The sequence below is a fragment of the Parasaccharibacter sp. TMW 2.1888 genome (assembly GCF_023167265.1).
Classification (GTDB): domain Bacteria; phylum Pseudomonadota; class Alphaproteobacteria; order Acetobacterales; family Acetobacteraceae; genus Bombella; species Bombella apis.
Window position 1 is genome coordinate 1,443,187 of record NZ_CP030979.1, and the last position, 14,059, is coordinate 1,457,245.

Annotated in this window: 12 protein-coding genes; 4 read left to right on the forward strand and 8 right to left on the reverse strand. The window is 60.0% G+C overall.

The window, feature by feature from the left end; translation table 11 throughout:
• Positions 1-45 precede the first annotated feature (45 nt).
• Positions 46-1,311: an MFS transporter gene (locus DTQ13_RS06620; RefSeq protein ID WP_086431179.1), complete on the reverse strand. Its 1,266-nt coding sequence runs from the start codon at positions 1,309-1,311 to the stop codon at positions 46-48.
• A gap of 196 nt (positions 1,312-1,507) precedes the next feature.
• Between DTQ13_RS06620 and hemA the strand changes: the two genes are divergently transcribed.
• Positions 1,508-2,716, forward strand: coding sequence for a 5-aminolevulinate synthase (gene hemA, locus DTQ13_RS06625; RefSeq protein WP_043560936.1), 1,209 nt, complete (start codon positions 1,508-1,510; stop codon positions 2,714-2,716).
• On the opposite strand, the gene DTQ13_RS06630 is transcribed toward hemA, so the two are convergent.
• From DTQ13_RS06630 to DTQ13_RS06640, 3 genes are all read right to left on the reverse strand, one after another.
• Positions 2,713-4,614, reverse strand: coding sequence for a ShlB/FhaC/HecB family hemolysin secretion/activation protein (locus DTQ13_RS06630; RefSeq protein WP_248460385.1), 1,902 nt, complete (start codon positions 4,612-4,614; stop codon positions 2,713-2,715). The two genes, hemA and DTQ13_RS06630, sit on opposite strands and share 4 nt — an antisense overlap.
• A complete protein-coding gene (locus DTQ13_RS06635) occupies positions 4,611-5,318 on the reverse strand; it encodes a hypothetical protein (protein ID WP_248460386.1) in 708 nt (235 codons plus the stop codon). Before DTQ13_RS06635 ends, DTQ13_RS06630 begins: the two co-directional genes overlap by 4 nt.
• Positions 5,319-5,468: 150 nt before the next feature.
• The gene (locus DTQ13_RS06640) at positions 5,469-7,160 is read right to left on the reverse strand and encodes a Hint domain-containing protein (protein ID WP_248460387.1); all 1,692 of its coding nucleotides are present in this window, start codon (positions 7,158-7,160) and stop codon (positions 5,469-5,471) included.
• Positions 7,161-7,445: 285 nt separating this feature from the next.
• Between DTQ13_RS06640 and DTQ13_RS06645 the strand changes: the two genes are divergently transcribed.
• The 3 genes from DTQ13_RS06645 to purF all read left to right on the forward strand — a co-directional run bounded on the left by DTQ13_RS06645 (position 7,446) and on the right by purF (position 9,959).
• Entirely contained in the window at positions 7,446-7,769 is a 324-nt protein-coding gene (locus DTQ13_RS06645; RefSeq protein WP_248460388.1) for a hypothetical protein, read from the forward strand.
• Between the two features lie 52 nt (positions 7,770-7,821).
• Complete coding sequence (locus DTQ13_RS06650) at positions 7,822-8,376, forward strand: CvpA family protein (RefSeq protein WP_081562928.1); 555 nt, start codon at positions 7,822-7,824, stop codon at positions 8,374-8,376.
• Between the two features lie 140 nt (positions 8,377-8,516).
• On the forward strand, positions 8,517-9,959 hold the full coding sequence (gene purF, locus DTQ13_RS06655) for an amidophosphoribosyltransferase (RefSeq protein ID WP_086431176.1): 1,443 nt from the start codon (positions 8,517-8,519) through the stop codon (positions 9,957-9,959).
• Between the two features lie 79 nt (positions 9,960-10,038).
• On the opposite strand, the gene DTQ13_RS06660 is transcribed toward purF, so the two are convergent.
• The 4 genes from DTQ13_RS06660 to ccmI form a co-directional block, all read right to left on the reverse strand.
• Positions 10,039-11,445: a lyase family protein gene (locus DTQ13_RS06660; protein ID WP_248460389.1), complete on the reverse strand. Its 1,407-nt coding sequence runs from the start codon at positions 11,443-11,445 to the stop codon at positions 10,039-10,041.
• A gap of 40 nt (positions 11,446-11,485) precedes the next feature.
• Positions 11,486-13,153 (reverse strand): NAD-dependent malic enzyme, encoded by a 1,668-nt coding sequence (locus DTQ13_RS06665; RefSeq protein WP_248460391.1) that lies wholly within the window; start codon positions 13,151-13,153, stop codon positions 11,486-11,488.
• Between the two features lie 79 nt (positions 13,154-13,232).
• Entirely contained in the window at positions 13,233-13,601 is a 369-nt protein-coding gene (locus tag DTQ13_RS06670; protein WP_052349162.1) for a hypothetical protein, read from the reverse strand.
• Entirely contained in the window at positions 13,598-14,059 is a 462-nt protein-coding gene (ccmI, locus tag DTQ13_RS06675; protein WP_043560921.1) for a c-type cytochrome biogenesis protein CcmI, read from the reverse strand. Before ccmI ends, DTQ13_RS06670 begins: the two co-directional genes overlap by 4 nt.

A 14,059-nucleotide genomic window follows, 5' to 3' on the forward strand; every position in this document is an offset into this window, starting at 1 on the left:
TGCCCTTCTGCCAGGGAGAAAGGCCTTCAGGGAAGGCGGAACGGTTCAGAAATCCTGCACGTCTTTCGGGCGGAAGACTGTGATGCCGAGGCTGATGAAACTTCCCGAAAGAACGCAGAGGATGGCGGCAGCAGGCAACCCTCCTGCCAGCAGCGGAGCAAGGGAGGGGACCAGCCGCCCGGCCACACCCTGCCCCAGAGAGCCGACAGCATAGCTGGTGCCCATGCCTGCGCTGCGGCCTGCATCGGGGAAGCGCTGGGAGAGATAATGGGGCACCAGAGCATAGATACCGGAGGCCGCTGCCCCGATGAAGAAGGCGGAGGCCAGCAGGATGGCCCATGGTCCAGCTGTGAGGAAGGGGATGATCAGCAGCATGACAGCTCCGAGCGCCACCCGCATGACGAGCCCTTCCCCGAAGCGGGTTGCCAGTGCCCCGCAGAGGATCTTCCCGGCAAGCGAGCCGAGGCAGTAGAGGGCCACCGGCCAGAAGATGAGCTGGGGGCTGAGATGGTGGTTGTCCCGCAGGATAGCAGGATAGAATGTGTAGAGGGCGGCTTTCTGGAACTCCAGAAAACACATGAAGGCAATGGCCTGGAAGGCGGCGCCGTTCCAGAACTGCCGGGCAGTCTGCCAGAAAGAGGCGGCCGGTTCTGCCGGAGCCTGATCGTGCTGACGCTTTTTCTCTTCCTGCGCAGCGAGCCAGAGAGGGCTTTCCTTCACCCTGAAACGGATGAAGAAGATGAGCAGGGCAGGCAGCAGCCCGATGAAAAACATGACACGCCAGCCATGATGGGGCAGGATGAGGGCCTGTGCTCCGGCCGCTGCCATATAGCCGATTTCGTAACCGGCCATCATGGTGGCGGAGGCCAGAGGCCGCAGCGGGCCGGGAACACTTTCCATCAGCAGGGTGGCGGAGGCCGTCCATTCTCCACCAAAACCGATCCCGAACAGGAATTGTGTGATGACCAGCGTGGTGATGCTGTGGGTTGTCCCCGTGAGGGCGGCAAAGAGGGCGAAGAAGAGGATGCCGAGCGTGAAGGCAGGCTTGCGGCCGAAACGGTCGGAGAGCCAGCCCCAACCCGTGTTGCCTACGGCCCGTCCCAGAGCCTGTGCCAGAAAGACACTGCCAAGGGCGGCCAGCGTGCAGCCGAAATCCCGGGCAATGTCGGGCAGGGTGAACATCAGGGTTGTCTGGTCAAAGGCATCGAGAAACCAGCCGCTGAAAGCAGCAAGGGTGACCTGCCAGTAAGGCAGCAGGGCGCTGAATCCGGGCCGGCCACCCGGAGAGGAGGAAGAAGCGGAAACAGGCAAGACAGGCCTCCGGCAAACGATGTTCCCCGCCTGGGGAGATATGGAGCCACCAGCTATAGAGGAGTGGGTAAAAAAACTGTAGCCAGACAGTCCTGTTTAATGGGTCCTGTAACCATGTTTTCGTTTATAACAGTGTTTAAACCTTGCTTTCTGGGGGGCGGACCATAAATTGATGACCCTGAGGAGAGCAATGTCTATGAATTATGATACCCTGTTCCAGAATGCGCTGGATGGCCTCCGGGCTGATGGCAGCTACCGTTATTTTGCGGAGCTGGAACGTCACGTCGGCAGGTTTCCCAAAGCCTTCCACCATGGCGTCGGGCGTGATGTAACGGTCTGGTGCTCCAACGACTATCTGGGTATGGGGCAGCACCCCGCAGTGCTGGAGGCCATCCATAAATCTCTGGATGAAAGTGGTGCAGGTGCAGGCGGGACACGGAACATCTCCGGCACCAACCATCATCATGTTCTGCTGGAAAAGGAGCTGGCCTCCCTGCATGGCAAGGAAAGTGCCCTGCTTTTCAATTCCGGTTATCTCTCCAACTGGGTGACGCTGGGCACACTGGCCGCACGGCTGAAAGGCTGTGTCGTGCTGTCTGATGAACTCAATCATGCCTCCATGATCGAAGGCATCCGCCATTCCCGTGCGGAGAAACGCATCTTCAGGCACAATGATCTTGAAGACCTTGAGGCCAGGCTGAAAGAGCTGCCTCTGGATACGCCGAAGATCATCGCCTTCGAGTCCGTCTATTCCATGAATGGCGACATTGCTCCGATTGAAGAAATCTGCGATCTGGCCGACCGTTACAACGCCATGACCTATCTGGATGAGGTCCATGCCGTGGGCATGTATGGCCCGCAGGGTGGCGGCGTAGCGCAGGAGCGTGGTCTGGAACACCGGCTGACCGTCATCGAGGGGACGTTGGGCAAGGCCTATGGCGTGGTGGGGGGCTATATCGCAGCCTCTGCTGCCCTGTGTGATTTCGTGCGCTCTTTTGGCTCAGGCTTCATTTTCTCCACCTCCCTGCCGCCGATGATTGCGGCGGGTGTGCTGGCCAGTGTCCGGCATCTGCGCCACAGCGATGCCGAGCGCAAGGGGCAGCGGGAGGCCGTGGCCCTGCTGAGGAAGAAGCTGGACGAGGTGAAAATCCCCTACATGCCTGGTCAGTCGCACATCACGCCCGTCATGGTGGGAGATGCCACCCTCTGCCGTGAGCTGACGGACAGCCTGCTGAAGCGCTTCGGCCATTATCTCCAGCCTATCAACTATCCGACCGTCCCCCGAGGGACGGAGCGCCTGCGCCTGACCCCGGGGCCGCTCCATACGGAAGAGGAGCTGACCTCTCTGGTCAGTGCGCTGGACACGCTCTGGACAGAACTGAAACTGCCCCGTTCGGAGGCTTAAAAGCCTCCGACAATCTGAAAGTCGCAGAAGGTCCCACGACGGTTTGCCAGTTCCGTCGTGTGGATGCGGCGTAGGCGGATGCCAGCATCAAAAGTGACGTTGATGTGCTGGTTCAGGCTGCCGGTAAGGTCGGCGCCCACGCTGGCGAGGGTGGCCGCCCGGGCGCCCGTGCCCACATGGTGGACCTGCCGGTTGTCCGCCCAGTCCCAGAAGATGCCAAGCTTGTTGCTGTCCGGCTGTCCCGGCGTGGGCAGGTGAGCCAGCTGGAGCAGGGAGAGAGCGGGAGTGAAGACTTCCTCGCTGACGGCATTGCCGTTGCTGCCGAAGGATGTATTGGCAAAATAGCCACGGGCATTGCCCATGCCGCCGATCATGAGCTGTTCACTATAGAGCAGGTTCTTGCTGGCCCGCTGGAATGTTACCTTCGTTGTGGAAGAAAAGCCGTAGGGCAGGTTCTGTGTCCGGGTGAGAATCAGCCGGTCATAGACATAATTGGGGCTGGAGAGAGGGAAGATGCTCTCATACGCTCGCCGCGTATCATTTTTCATCAGGCCGCCGGGACCGTAGAAAAACTGGTTGTTGATCTGCGTCTGCCCCCACGGGTCCTGTATGGACCCTGTATAGCCCACGACAAACTGGGCCGTGGCGGCTTTGGAGAGCGTGATGGTGTGGGCATGGTAGAACTGGTCGGAATGGGTGTTTTTCCAGTCAAAACCGAGCTGGATCATGCCGTCCAGCCCGGCATCCCGGCCAAGGGCAATATGGTCGAACATGTGCAGCCAGCGCAGTGAGACCTGCCCGCTGAGACCCCGGTTGATGAGGCCCGGCGTGTTGCTGGTCGGGTGGGAGAGGGCATAGTTCCCGAAAATCTGCAAGGCATTATGGCCGAGGAGCGGGATGGTCCAGCTGCCCGTGTGGTTGTCGAACCGGTTCATGAAGGTGCGGTTGAACTGGTAGGTCAGTATCTGTCCCAGCCCGAAGGCATTGCCCCATGAGGCCCCTGTGTACCAGTTGAGCCGGCCCAGTGAGCGGTCCGCCTGATTGTTCATGGCGGCATAGCCATAGACGGGAAAGCGGTCTGTCACGTTGATGTCCACATCCGTGCTGCCGGGGTGGCTGCCGGGGCGGTAGATGAGGTCCGCCGTGCGGAAGGGGTTGAGGTTCAGCCAGTCCAGGTCTGTCTGGAGGGCCGTCAGGGCCATGGTCTGGTTGGGAGTGAGGTTGCTGGCCTGCCGGACCTGCCAGGCAGGCGTCCAGCGGTTGCCATGCACGGTGATGCGGTCAAGCCGGTATTCCGAGACATCAATATGCAGCACGCCCCCGTGTACACGCTGGGGAGGTACGGTGATGCTGATGAAGGCCCGGTCATGCTGGCGGAAGAAGATGGCGATGGCTCCCGTCAGCTCATGCATTTTCTGGAATGTCAGAGGATGGCCGATATAGGGGAGGATTACCCGATAGAGACCGGGTGCGTGGCTCAGCTTCAGCCCTTCGGAAGAAATGGGCTGCTGGGCTGTTCTGTTGCCTGTATGGCCTGCCGGCTGCAGGATGACGGCCTGGAGGCGGGGCAGGGCGAGAGTGTCTTCCAGATGCGGGGTCGGGTTGGGGCCCGCAGTCCCCGGCTGGAGAGGGATGATGGGGTGGGATGATGGTGTACGGCTGGTACCCGGTTCGGTCCCTCTGGTATCGGCAGAGGGACTGCCGATCGTATGATGATTGAAAAACCCCAGGGGGGTGGGCAGGGCTGTAGCCGGAATCCCGGCGGGGGTGCTGGCCGGAGGAATGGTCTGGGCCATGGCTGTTCCCGGTAGAAACAGGGCCGCCAGAGCCATGGCGGACCCGCAGGACGGGAAAGAGAGGACGGGCAGGGCGAAAAGACGGAACGGGCTGACGGTCACGGGGCAGCAGCACCGGGGAGAGCACTGTTGCGCAGCTCCACATCTCCATCAGGCAGGATTTCCGCCTTGTTGACGGGAATTTCGCTGGAGCGGTTTCCCGCAAGGGTAAAGGCATTCCCGTCGGCACTGGCCAGGCTGGCGGCGGCATCCAGCGTCAGGGCGCTGTCGCTGGAGCCGGTGCGGGCGCAGGGTTCCGGGAGAATGTAAAGCCCGGTCGGGCCGAAGGAGGCATTCAGGGTGGCACGGCGTGCCCTAGGCGCCTTGGGGTCTGTCGTGGTCAGGTCGGGCTGGGCGCTGACTCCGATGGTTACCGTTTCGAACCCTTTGCCGTGTCTCAGCGTGCCGAAGCGGTACGGCGTGTGTGGCCCTGCAGTTTTCATGGAGGTTGGCAGATGGGCCGTACCCGGTGTCTGGCACCCGCCGGGAGAGACAAGCAGCCCGTTGGGCGCAGTGACCGTGCCATCCGCTGCAATATGGTAAAGTTCCCCGGTGAGGCTGGTCTGGTTCTTTATGGGGGAATGGGTGTTGCCCACGACACTGTCGAGCATCGTGTTGGCGGTGGTTGCGCTCCGGGCGCCCGGGGAATAACCGGCCACCGGTGTGCTCTGGCCCAATGCTGACCGGGGAGTAGAGACATACAGTACACCGCCAGCCAGCAGGGCAGGCAGGATTCTGGTCAGAATGGCTGTGGTGCAGGCACCCATGACAGATGACCCCCCCCTTGGTGGACAGACAATGCAGCCGTTCACGGACAGGGGATGTATAAAGTATCTTTCATGAGTGGCAAAGTATTTCGGGGGAGTGGGAACAGTCCCGGCCTGTCCCGATATGGTCGGGACAGGCCGGGAGGGGCCTCATCTCTGTGCCACACTTTCAGGCAGGGAAATGGTTGGCTGGGCTATCCCGGCCTCATCAACATAGGGCCCTTCCGCCAGGAGCTGGATGCTCAGCATGTCCCGCTCATGAATGGTGGGAAACTCTTCCAGAGAGAGGAGGGCGTTGCCGTTTGTCCAGCGGCAGGGGCTGTTCTCCATCACATCCCAGCCGGAAGCGTGAGGATCCGACATATGGGATGTCAGGCTGTGGGTCTGCTTTTCCTGGTACAGCTCCACGGCACCGACGAGGACACCGAGGAAACGGCGGTCATCCACATAGGGGCCGATGGTGTCGCAGGGGCGGCTTGTGCGGGAGCGAAGGTAAAGGGCTGTCACGCCTTCCGGCAGAAGGAAGATGGCCCGGTCCTGTATCCGGCGGACAGGGTAGAGAACGTCCCCGGCATTGGTGACCAGATGGAAGTCTGAATCCTGCACCAGGGAGACAGGTGGCACCTGCCGGGCAAAACCGAGGGCGCGGGCCCGCTCGTCCAGCGCCTCATGCAGTGGCCGGATGGAGGCGGTATCCACGGTCAGCGGAGCGCAGGCATCCTTTTCCCAGCTCTTGGAGGGCGGGAAGGCCACGACATTTCCTTCCTGGAGGAAAGTCATCTCATGGAAATTGCGGCGGCTGCTGCCGCTGAGATAACTTTCCGTCATCACGCTGTTGGCACGGACGATGCTGTGCTCTGCCGTCTCAAAGTGATAATAGTCGTAAGAGAGACGTTCACGGTCATAGTGGATGGACCGGTGATTGACGAGCATCCGCACCGGGACGAAATGGCCATCAAGATAGAGCGTGTGCTCTGATGTTACATACAGGTCGGCATCAGGGCAGCCATCTCCCAGTGCATTTTTTCTGATGCAGACGGCATAGCCTGCCCGGTCATCCGGCAGATGGGGCTGGACATCGATACGGCCCCGCCCTGCCCATGTTATCGGCTCCAGCTTCTGGTTGCCGTCAGGGCCGGTCAGGACGAGGTCACCGACAGCGAGAGTTTCGACAGCCCGAGGCCCAGCATCCGTCATGATCATGGACCCGGGGAGGAAGCAGGCAATGTCGATGTTGGTGACGCCGGTGTCAAAGGTCCAGTCGACATTGCTGAGTGTTACAGGCGATCCCGGTGTCGCTGGGCTGCCCTGATTCAGGGAATCAAAGCCCGTATTGGGGACAAGCTGTAGATAGAGATAATGCTTCCCGGTTTGGACGGCTGCTGCCAGATTGGACAGGCCAAGATACGTCTGTTGTTCGTCAGGAGGAAGAGGGGCATACTGTTGCCCGTCCCCGATCTGTTTTATGAATTGAACATTCTTTATCGCAAACTCTGCAACGACAGAAGGAGTTGGAGGAATGACATCCCTGTAGGTAAACGAACCTACATAAGACAGGTACGTTACAGCAAAAACATTTGTGTTGGGGATATGCATGAGGACAACAGCCTTGTCCCCCGACTGGCTTATGTTCACGCCCTGGACCATGGCCAGCTGATATATCGGCTGGGCAGAAGTGAGCTGGTTTGTTGCAGTGAGCCGGGTATTGAAAACGTTCCCGGTCGCTGGGTTCGGGAGGGTCTCCGGACCAAACCAGAAGCCGGGGAGACCAGCAGTATTGCCGCCCCCTGTATCAGGAGACAGGTTGGAGTACTTCTGTGGTTTTTCCCATGTGATTGACATGACTGTTCTCCAGTAGGGTGCAGACCGTCGATGATTCTGTACGAAATAGGGAGATGATGATGAGGTTCTGTGGTATTTTTGTGGTGTAATTTCAGCGATGGTATCTGAATTCCTTGAATGGTATTAGAAAAAGAAAAGATTTTCCTGTTAATGAATTGTATTATTTTTCACTAACATAGTATTAATCAATTTATTATTGAATTTTTATTAATTTCTGTTCCTCCCTTGAATGTGGGTAACAGACCCGTGTGCCCTCTCCTCTTTTGCAGGAGAGGTAGGGTGGATATGATGGGAGCCGAAATGACACAGTCTGCACGATATGGGCCAGCCATGGCTGGGGTCAGAGACAAGGATGGGCAGGAATGCAAGATGCTGGCCGAGCAGGCTACCGATTGTCTTCTGGACTATCTGTACGGGGAGCCGAAGGCCCTGGTCGAGGATAGTGCGGTGTTCCTGCTGGAGATACGGAAGATATGGCAGCAGCATGGTGTGGATGAAAGTGCCATCTGGCAGGAACTGAGTGAGCGGATTGACCTTTCATCCGATTTGCTGAAACGTGGCATCCGGGCCCGCAAGGGGGGCCGTTACCGCTCCACGAAGCTGCCCTGACAGGCTGGTGGCAGGTAGCGGGATTGATGGTGAAAGAGCGACGGGAGCCGCAATGACAGGCCTGCACGGAACATTTCTGGAGCATCTTGGCGCGATGGACTGGGCCATGCTGGTTCTTGTTGGCCTGTCGGCCCTCTGGGGGCTGGTGAGAGGGCTTTCGCACGAGAGCGGGGCCCTGCTGGTCTGGATAGGCAGTTTCTGGCTGGTAGGCCGCTGGGGGGGCGTGGCCTTGTCCCATCTGGCTCCGCTTGTTTCCCCTACTTTTCAGGGGACGGCTGTTTTCACCTGGGGCGGGCGGCTGGGGCTGTTCGTTCTGGTCATGATTGTTCTGAATCTGGTGACCAGCCAGCTGGCCCGTGGCATGAGAGGGCTGCTCTCCGGCCCGTTGGACGCGCTGCTTGGGGCTGGTTTCGGGCTGGTGCGGGGTTATGTCGTGCTGGTGCTGCTCTTCTGTGCGGGCAGCTATCTGGCGCAGGACTGGCTGGAAGCCGCCATGCAGGGGAGCGTCCTTGCACCCTTCGTGGTGCGTGGCGTGGCTTTTTTGCAGGGATATATACCGCTTTCATGGTCGGAACATCTTGCCTTTCTGCCATCGAATAGCCATTGAAGGGGGGTCGCAGGCATCACCCTGACGGACAGGCTGCCCTGAAGAAGGGCAATGGCCGGTTTTTTCAAGGGGTTGGCTGCCTGTGCCGCTGTGCCACTTAGATATGAGCGGGATTCGCCCGTCAGGTTTGCTCCATCGATATGTCTTTTCCTGAATCGTCCAGTCGTCCCTATGAGGAATGTGGTGTTTTTGGTGTCTGGGGTGTGCCGAATGCGGCAGCGCTGACAGCTCTCGGCCTGCATGCCCTCCAGCATCGTGGTCAGGAGGCGGCCGGTATCGTCAGTTTTGATGGCGACACGTTCCACCAGCACAAGGCGCTGGGCCTTGTCGGAGATGTGTTTGGCAATCAGGACGTGATAGCAGGCCTGCCGGGGGAGGCGGCCATAGGGCACAACCGTTATGGCACAACGGGTGGCAGCCATGTGCGCAATGTCCAGCCCATCTATGCCGATTACGCCTTTGGTGGTTTGGCCGTGGCCCATAATGGCAATCTGACCAATGCCGCCACCCTGCGCAAGGCGCTGGTAAAGCGTGGCTGTATTTTCCATTCCACGATGGATACGGAGGTCATCGTCCATCTTGTCGCCATTTCGCTCTATGACACGGTGATCGAGCGGTTGATGGATGCGGCAAAGAAGATCAAGGGGGCTTATTCCCTCATTACCCTGACACCGGATGACGGGATGCTGGGGATGAGGGACCCGCTGGGCGTGCGACCGCTGGTTCTGGGCCGCATGCCCGGGCATGAGGACAAACAGGGCGGCTGGGTGCTTGCCAGTGAGACCTGTGCGCTGGACATCATCGGTGCTGACTATGTGCGTGACATCGAGCCGGGTGAAATTGTCGTCATCAATGCGGATGGGGTGAAATCTCTCTGGCCGTTTGGGGATGTTGGTCGTCGGTTCTGCATTTTTGAATACATCTATTTTGCCCGGCCGGATTCCGTGCTGGAGGGACAGTCCGTCTATGAAGTGCGGACCCGCATCGGTGGCGAATTGGCCCGGGAGAGTGGGGTCGACGCTGATGTGGTCGTGCCTGTGCCGGATTCTGGCGTGCCTTCTGCCATCGGGTATGCTCATGAGAGTGGCCTGCCCTATGAGATGGGCATCGTGCGCAACCATTATGTAGGCCGGACGTTCATCCAGCCGACCGATCAGGTCCGTAATCTTGGCGTGAAGATGAAACACTCGGCCAATAAGGCCGTGCTGGAAGGACGCCGGGTCATTCTAGTGGACGATTCCATCGTGCGCGGCACGACATCCCGCAAGATTGTGGACATGGTCCGGGCAGCGGGAGCGAAGGAGGTGCACATGCGCATCACTTCTCCACCGACCAAACATCCCTGCTTCTACGGGATTGATACGCCCTCCGAGAAGCATCTTCTGGCCGCCCGTCATTCGCTGGAAGAGATGTGCAAGGCCATCAATGCGGACAGTCTGGCGTTCATCAGTTTCGATGGCCTCTACCGTGCCCTTGGTCATCAGGGGCGCCCGGTGGAGAACCATACAAACTGCGATGCCTGCTTCTCCGGGGATTACCCCATCACACTGGTGGACAAGGATGGCAATCTGATCCAGCAGTAAGTGGGTCAAGCCCACGCTGCATAAAAAAGGGCCTGGCGGCTGGTTCTGTCAGGCCTTTTTTGTGTGTGGATGCTGCCTCTCAGTTTTTGGGTGGTTTGATGTTCGGCTGGAGCATCAGTTTCGGGTCGGCCACACGGTCATATTCCTCACCTGTCATGAAGCTGAGAGCCAGCGCACTCTGGCGGGGGCTGAGACCGTTCTCCACGGCATGGTGAGCGACCTGCGAGGCTCTGTCATACCCAATGCTGGGGGACAGGGCCGTGACCAGCACAAGGGAATGGTCCAGCTGCTGGCGGATATGGTCCTCATTGGCGGTCGTGCCCTCGATGAGGAAGCGGCGGAAATTTTCCATGCCGTCATGCAGCAGGGTCAGGCTCTGCATGATGTTCTGGATCATCACGGGCTTGTAGGCGTTCATGTCCAGCATTCCGCCAGCGCCCGCCATGCCCACGACCACGTCATTGCCCATGACCTGAAGGCACAGCATCGTCAGGGCTTCGGCCTGTGTGGGGTTGATCTTGCCGGGCATGATGGAGGAGCCGGGTTCATTTACCGGCAGGTTCAGCTCACCCAGCCCCGCCCGGGGTCCGCAGGCCAGCAGGCGGATGTCGTTGGCGATCTTGAAGAGGCTGCCCGCCAGCGTCCGCAGGGTAGAGGAGAGATGCACCAGAGCATCATGTGCTCCCTGCAGGGCAAATTTGTTGGCCCCGCTGGTGAAGTCCAGCTGGGTGAGGCGGGCAATCTCCTTGCAGGCCCGGGCAGCGAACTGCGGGTCGGTGTTCACGCCCGTACCAAGGGCCGTCCCCCCCAGAGCCAGCGGCAGCAGTCCGTCACGGGCCTGCTCCAGCCGCTGGAGGTTGTCTTCCAGCATCCCGGCATAGCCTTCCCATTCCTGTCCCAGCGTGATGGGCACGGCATCCTGAAGATGTGTCCGCCCTACCTTGACGATGTGCTTCCACTGTGCGGCTTTGTGGGCAATGGCCCCGTGCAGGCGTTCCAGCGCCGGGATCAGGCGGCGATGGGCTGTCAGGGCGCTGGCAATGTACATGGCACTGGGGAAGGTGTCGTTGGTGGATTGTGCCATGTTTACATGGTCATTCGGGTGCAGCGGCTTCTTGCTGCCCAGTTTCTGCCCGGTCATCTGGCTGGCCCGGTTGGCGATGACCTCATTGACATTCATGTTGAACTGCGTGCCGGAGCCAGTCATCCAGACATGGAGAGGGAAGTGCCGGTCATGCATTCCGCTCATGATCTCGTCACAGATGCGGACGATGAGCTCTGCTTTGTCCTTTTCCAGCCGTCCGCTGGCCGCATTGGCTACGGCGCAGGCCCGCTTGAGAATGGCATAGGCCTCGATCATCTCACGGGGGATGAGTTCCTGCCCGATGCTGAAATAGCGGAGTGACCGCTGGGTCTGGGCCCCCCAGAGGGCTGTCTGGGGAACGTCGATCGGGCCGAGGCCATCAGTTTCTGTACGGTTTGCCATGATGAAGAGGTCCTGCCGGAAGTAGGGTGAAAAGGGAGGGTCAGGCCGCCTGATAAGGCTGGTAGCGGGGCCGCCAGCTTAGGGTGGAGAGGGCTTCCTGCAAGGCTTCATCATCAAGGGCAGGGCAGAGCTGTTCTTCCTGGGCCTGCCGGGCTACGGCGTGGGCAACCTTCAGGGCGACATCATGAATGGTCTCAATGGGGGGAAGCAGGTTGCTGCCCCCGGTCTGCATCGGGGAGAGGGCCGCAACAGCCTGTGCTGCGGCCATGATCATCCCCTCGCTGATGTTTTCTGCCTTGCAGGCCAGCGCCCCCAGCCCAAGACCGGGGAAGATGTAGGAATTGTTGGTCTGGTCAATGATGATGCTGCGGTCATCAAGTTCAACCGGGGAGAACGGGCTGCCCGTGCTGACGATGGCCCGTCCGCCTGTCCATGTCAGAATGTCCATCGGAGTGGCCTCGACATGGCTTGTCGGGTTGGAGAGAGGGAAGATGAGGGGATGGGAGCAGTATGACGCCATCTCCCGGATCATGGCTTCCTTGAAGAGGCCCGCCTGACCGGAAACACCAATGAGGATGGTCGGGTGATTCTTGCTGATGACCTCCGCCAGAGTCCGGCCCTGTCCATTCTGGGCTGTTTCATCCTGCCGGGCAAAGAGGGCCTGCCCTTCGCTCAGCCCGTCCATGTCATGGGTCAGCAGGCCTTGGCGGTCCACGATATAGAAACGCTTCAGGGCCTCTTCCTGCGACAGCCCTTCGGCCTTCATGGCGGCAAGGAGAAGCCCGGCAATGCCAATACCCGCCGCACCGCCGCCTGCAAAGGCAATGCACTGCTGCTCCAGTGTTTCGCCTTTGGCCTTCAGGCCGCTGAGGATGGCAGCCGTGGCAATGCCTGCCGTGCCCTGAATGTCATCATTGAAGCTGGGAATACGGTTCCGATAACGCTGGAGAAGTGGTGCGGCATTGCGTCCGGCAAAATCCTCCCAGTGCAGCAGGCAGCCCGGCCAGCGGGCCTGAAGGGCCGTTACGAATTCCTCGATGAAGTCTTCATAGTCCTGCCCTCTCAGGCGGGGGGTGCGGCTGCCGATATAGGTAGGGTCATTGCGGAGGGCGACGTTGTCCGTCCCGACATCCAGCATGATGGGCATCATCAGGGCTGGATTGATCCCGGCGCAGGCCGTGTAGAGGGAAATCTTGCCAATGGGGATGCCCATGCCATTGGCTCCCAGATCGCCCAGCCCGAGGATGCGCTCACCATCCGTGACGATGACAAGGCGGATGTCGTCATTGGGGATGGCAGCCAGCCGACCTGCCATGTGCCCACGGTCCGACCCGGAGAGAAAGAGCCCCCGTGGTTTCTGCCAGATTCTGGAGAACTCCTGACAGGCCTGCCCTACACCCGGTGTGTACACGACAGGCATGAGCTCCGTGAGATACTTCTGCAACAGGGCATAGAAGAGGGTCTCGTTCGTGTCCTGTATGGCACGGAGGCGAACATGCCGGTCCAGCATGTCCGTTTCACTCATGATGTTTTCATAGGCCTGTGCGACCTGCTCTTCCAGCGTGTGGATGCCGGGTGGAAGGAAACCATGCAGCCCCAGGGCCGTGCGTTCTTCCCAGGGGAAGGCGGTGCCCTTGTTCAGGAGGGGATCATTCAGCACTGCCATGCCACGCTGGGTGACGGGATGGGAAGATGGCGTAGCGGACATGGGTATGATCCTCCGGAATCATGCAGGCTGGAAAACGGGGCAGATGATAGGCTCATGAAGGGTGAAAAGGAACCCGCCTTCAGTCTTTGTGGAGGTGCAGCCACCGGTCTCCGGCAAAGCGGAACTGGGCAAAGATGAACCCTACGGCCAGTCCTGCCAGCATGAGCAGAATCAACCATGGGGAGAAGGGGGCGAAGAGCTGGGGAAAAAGCAGCCGGGTGAGGCCAAGGACCAGCGCCAGACCGCAGAGAGAGGAGAGCAGGACCTCCCGTTTCACAGGGCCATAATGTTTTTCGGCCCGGCAGTGCGGGCAGACACTGGCCGTGTTCTGTAGCGGCTGATGGCAGCAGGGGCAGGCACTCATGCTGCGTGGGGGCAGGCTTTGCGGGGTGCTGTCCAGACGGGTGGCCGCACTGCGTGTCAGGCGGGGGAGTGGACCGGGTTTCATGGCTGTTGGCCACTCTGGGAAGTGGATGATGGTGTCATGGTGCTGGCCGGTGGGCTGATGGGCGAGGTCCTGAAGGCGGATGCTGGAATCTGGCTGGCAGGCTGCGGTCCGAAGAAGGGCTGGCCATTGATGGCATAGAGCAGCAGGGCCAGCAGGGGGATGAGCAGCAGGGTGGCAAGGCCGATGATCTTGTGGGCATTGCCTGCACCGGAGAGGCTCCGGGGCGGGGTGGAGACATGGTTGACGATCTCCCGCTCCGTCTCGATGCGGGCTGCATCATAGGGCTGTTTTTCCAGCAGGCCGGCCTTCCGGTCCCGTTCCAGCGAATCAAGCCGACGTCTGTAGAGGGACAGGGTGGGGTCGTCCGTCTGGCTGGAGACCTTCATCCGCAGGATGAGGCTGAGGCCGATGGGCAGCCCGATGAACAGGCAGATGAGGGCAACGATCAGCAGTGACAT

What these genes read in the sequence shown, in the direction of transcription:
- hemA (WP_043560936.1), top strand. Translation starts at nt 1,508, where the DNA reads ATGAATTATGATACCCTGTTCCAGAATGCGCTGGATGGCCTCCGGGCT.
- DTQ13_RS06635 (WP_248460386.1), bottom strand. Translation starts at nt 5,318, where the DNA reads ATGGGTGCCTGCACCACAGCCATTCTGACCAGAATCCTGCCTGCCCTG.
- DTQ13_RS06640 (WP_248460387.1), bottom strand. Translation starts at nt 7,160, where the DNA reads ATGTCAATCACATGGGAAAAACCACAGAAGTACTCCAACCTGTCTCCT.
- DTQ13_RS06645 (WP_248460388.1), top strand. Translation starts at nt 7,446, where the DNA reads ATGATGGGAGCCGAAATGACACAGTCTGCACGATATGGGCCAGCCATG.
- DTQ13_RS06650 (WP_081562928.1), top strand. Translation starts at nt 7,822, where the DNA reads ATGACAGGCCTGCACGGAACATTTCTGGAGCATCTTGGCGCGATGGAC.
- purF (WP_086431176.1), top strand. Translation starts at nt 8,517, where the DNA reads ATGTCTTTTCCTGAATCGTCCAGTCGTCCCTATGAGGAATGTGGTGTT.
- DTQ13_RS06660 (WP_248460389.1), bottom strand. Translation starts at nt 11,445, where the DNA reads ATGGCAAACCGTACAGAAACTGATGGCCTCGGCCCGATCGACGTTCCC.
- DTQ13_RS06665 (WP_248460391.1), bottom strand. Translation starts at nt 13,153, where the DNA reads ATGTCCGCTACGCCATCTTCCCATCCCGTCACCCAGCGTGGCATGGCA.
- DTQ13_RS06670 (WP_052349162.1), bottom strand. Translation starts at nt 13,601, where the DNA reads ATGAAACCCGGTCCACTCCCCCGCCTGACACGCAGTGCGGCCACCCGT.
- ccmI (WP_043560921.1), bottom strand. Translation starts at nt 14,059, where the DNA reads ATGTCACTGCTGATCGTTGCCCTCATCTGCCTGTTCATCGGGCTGCCC.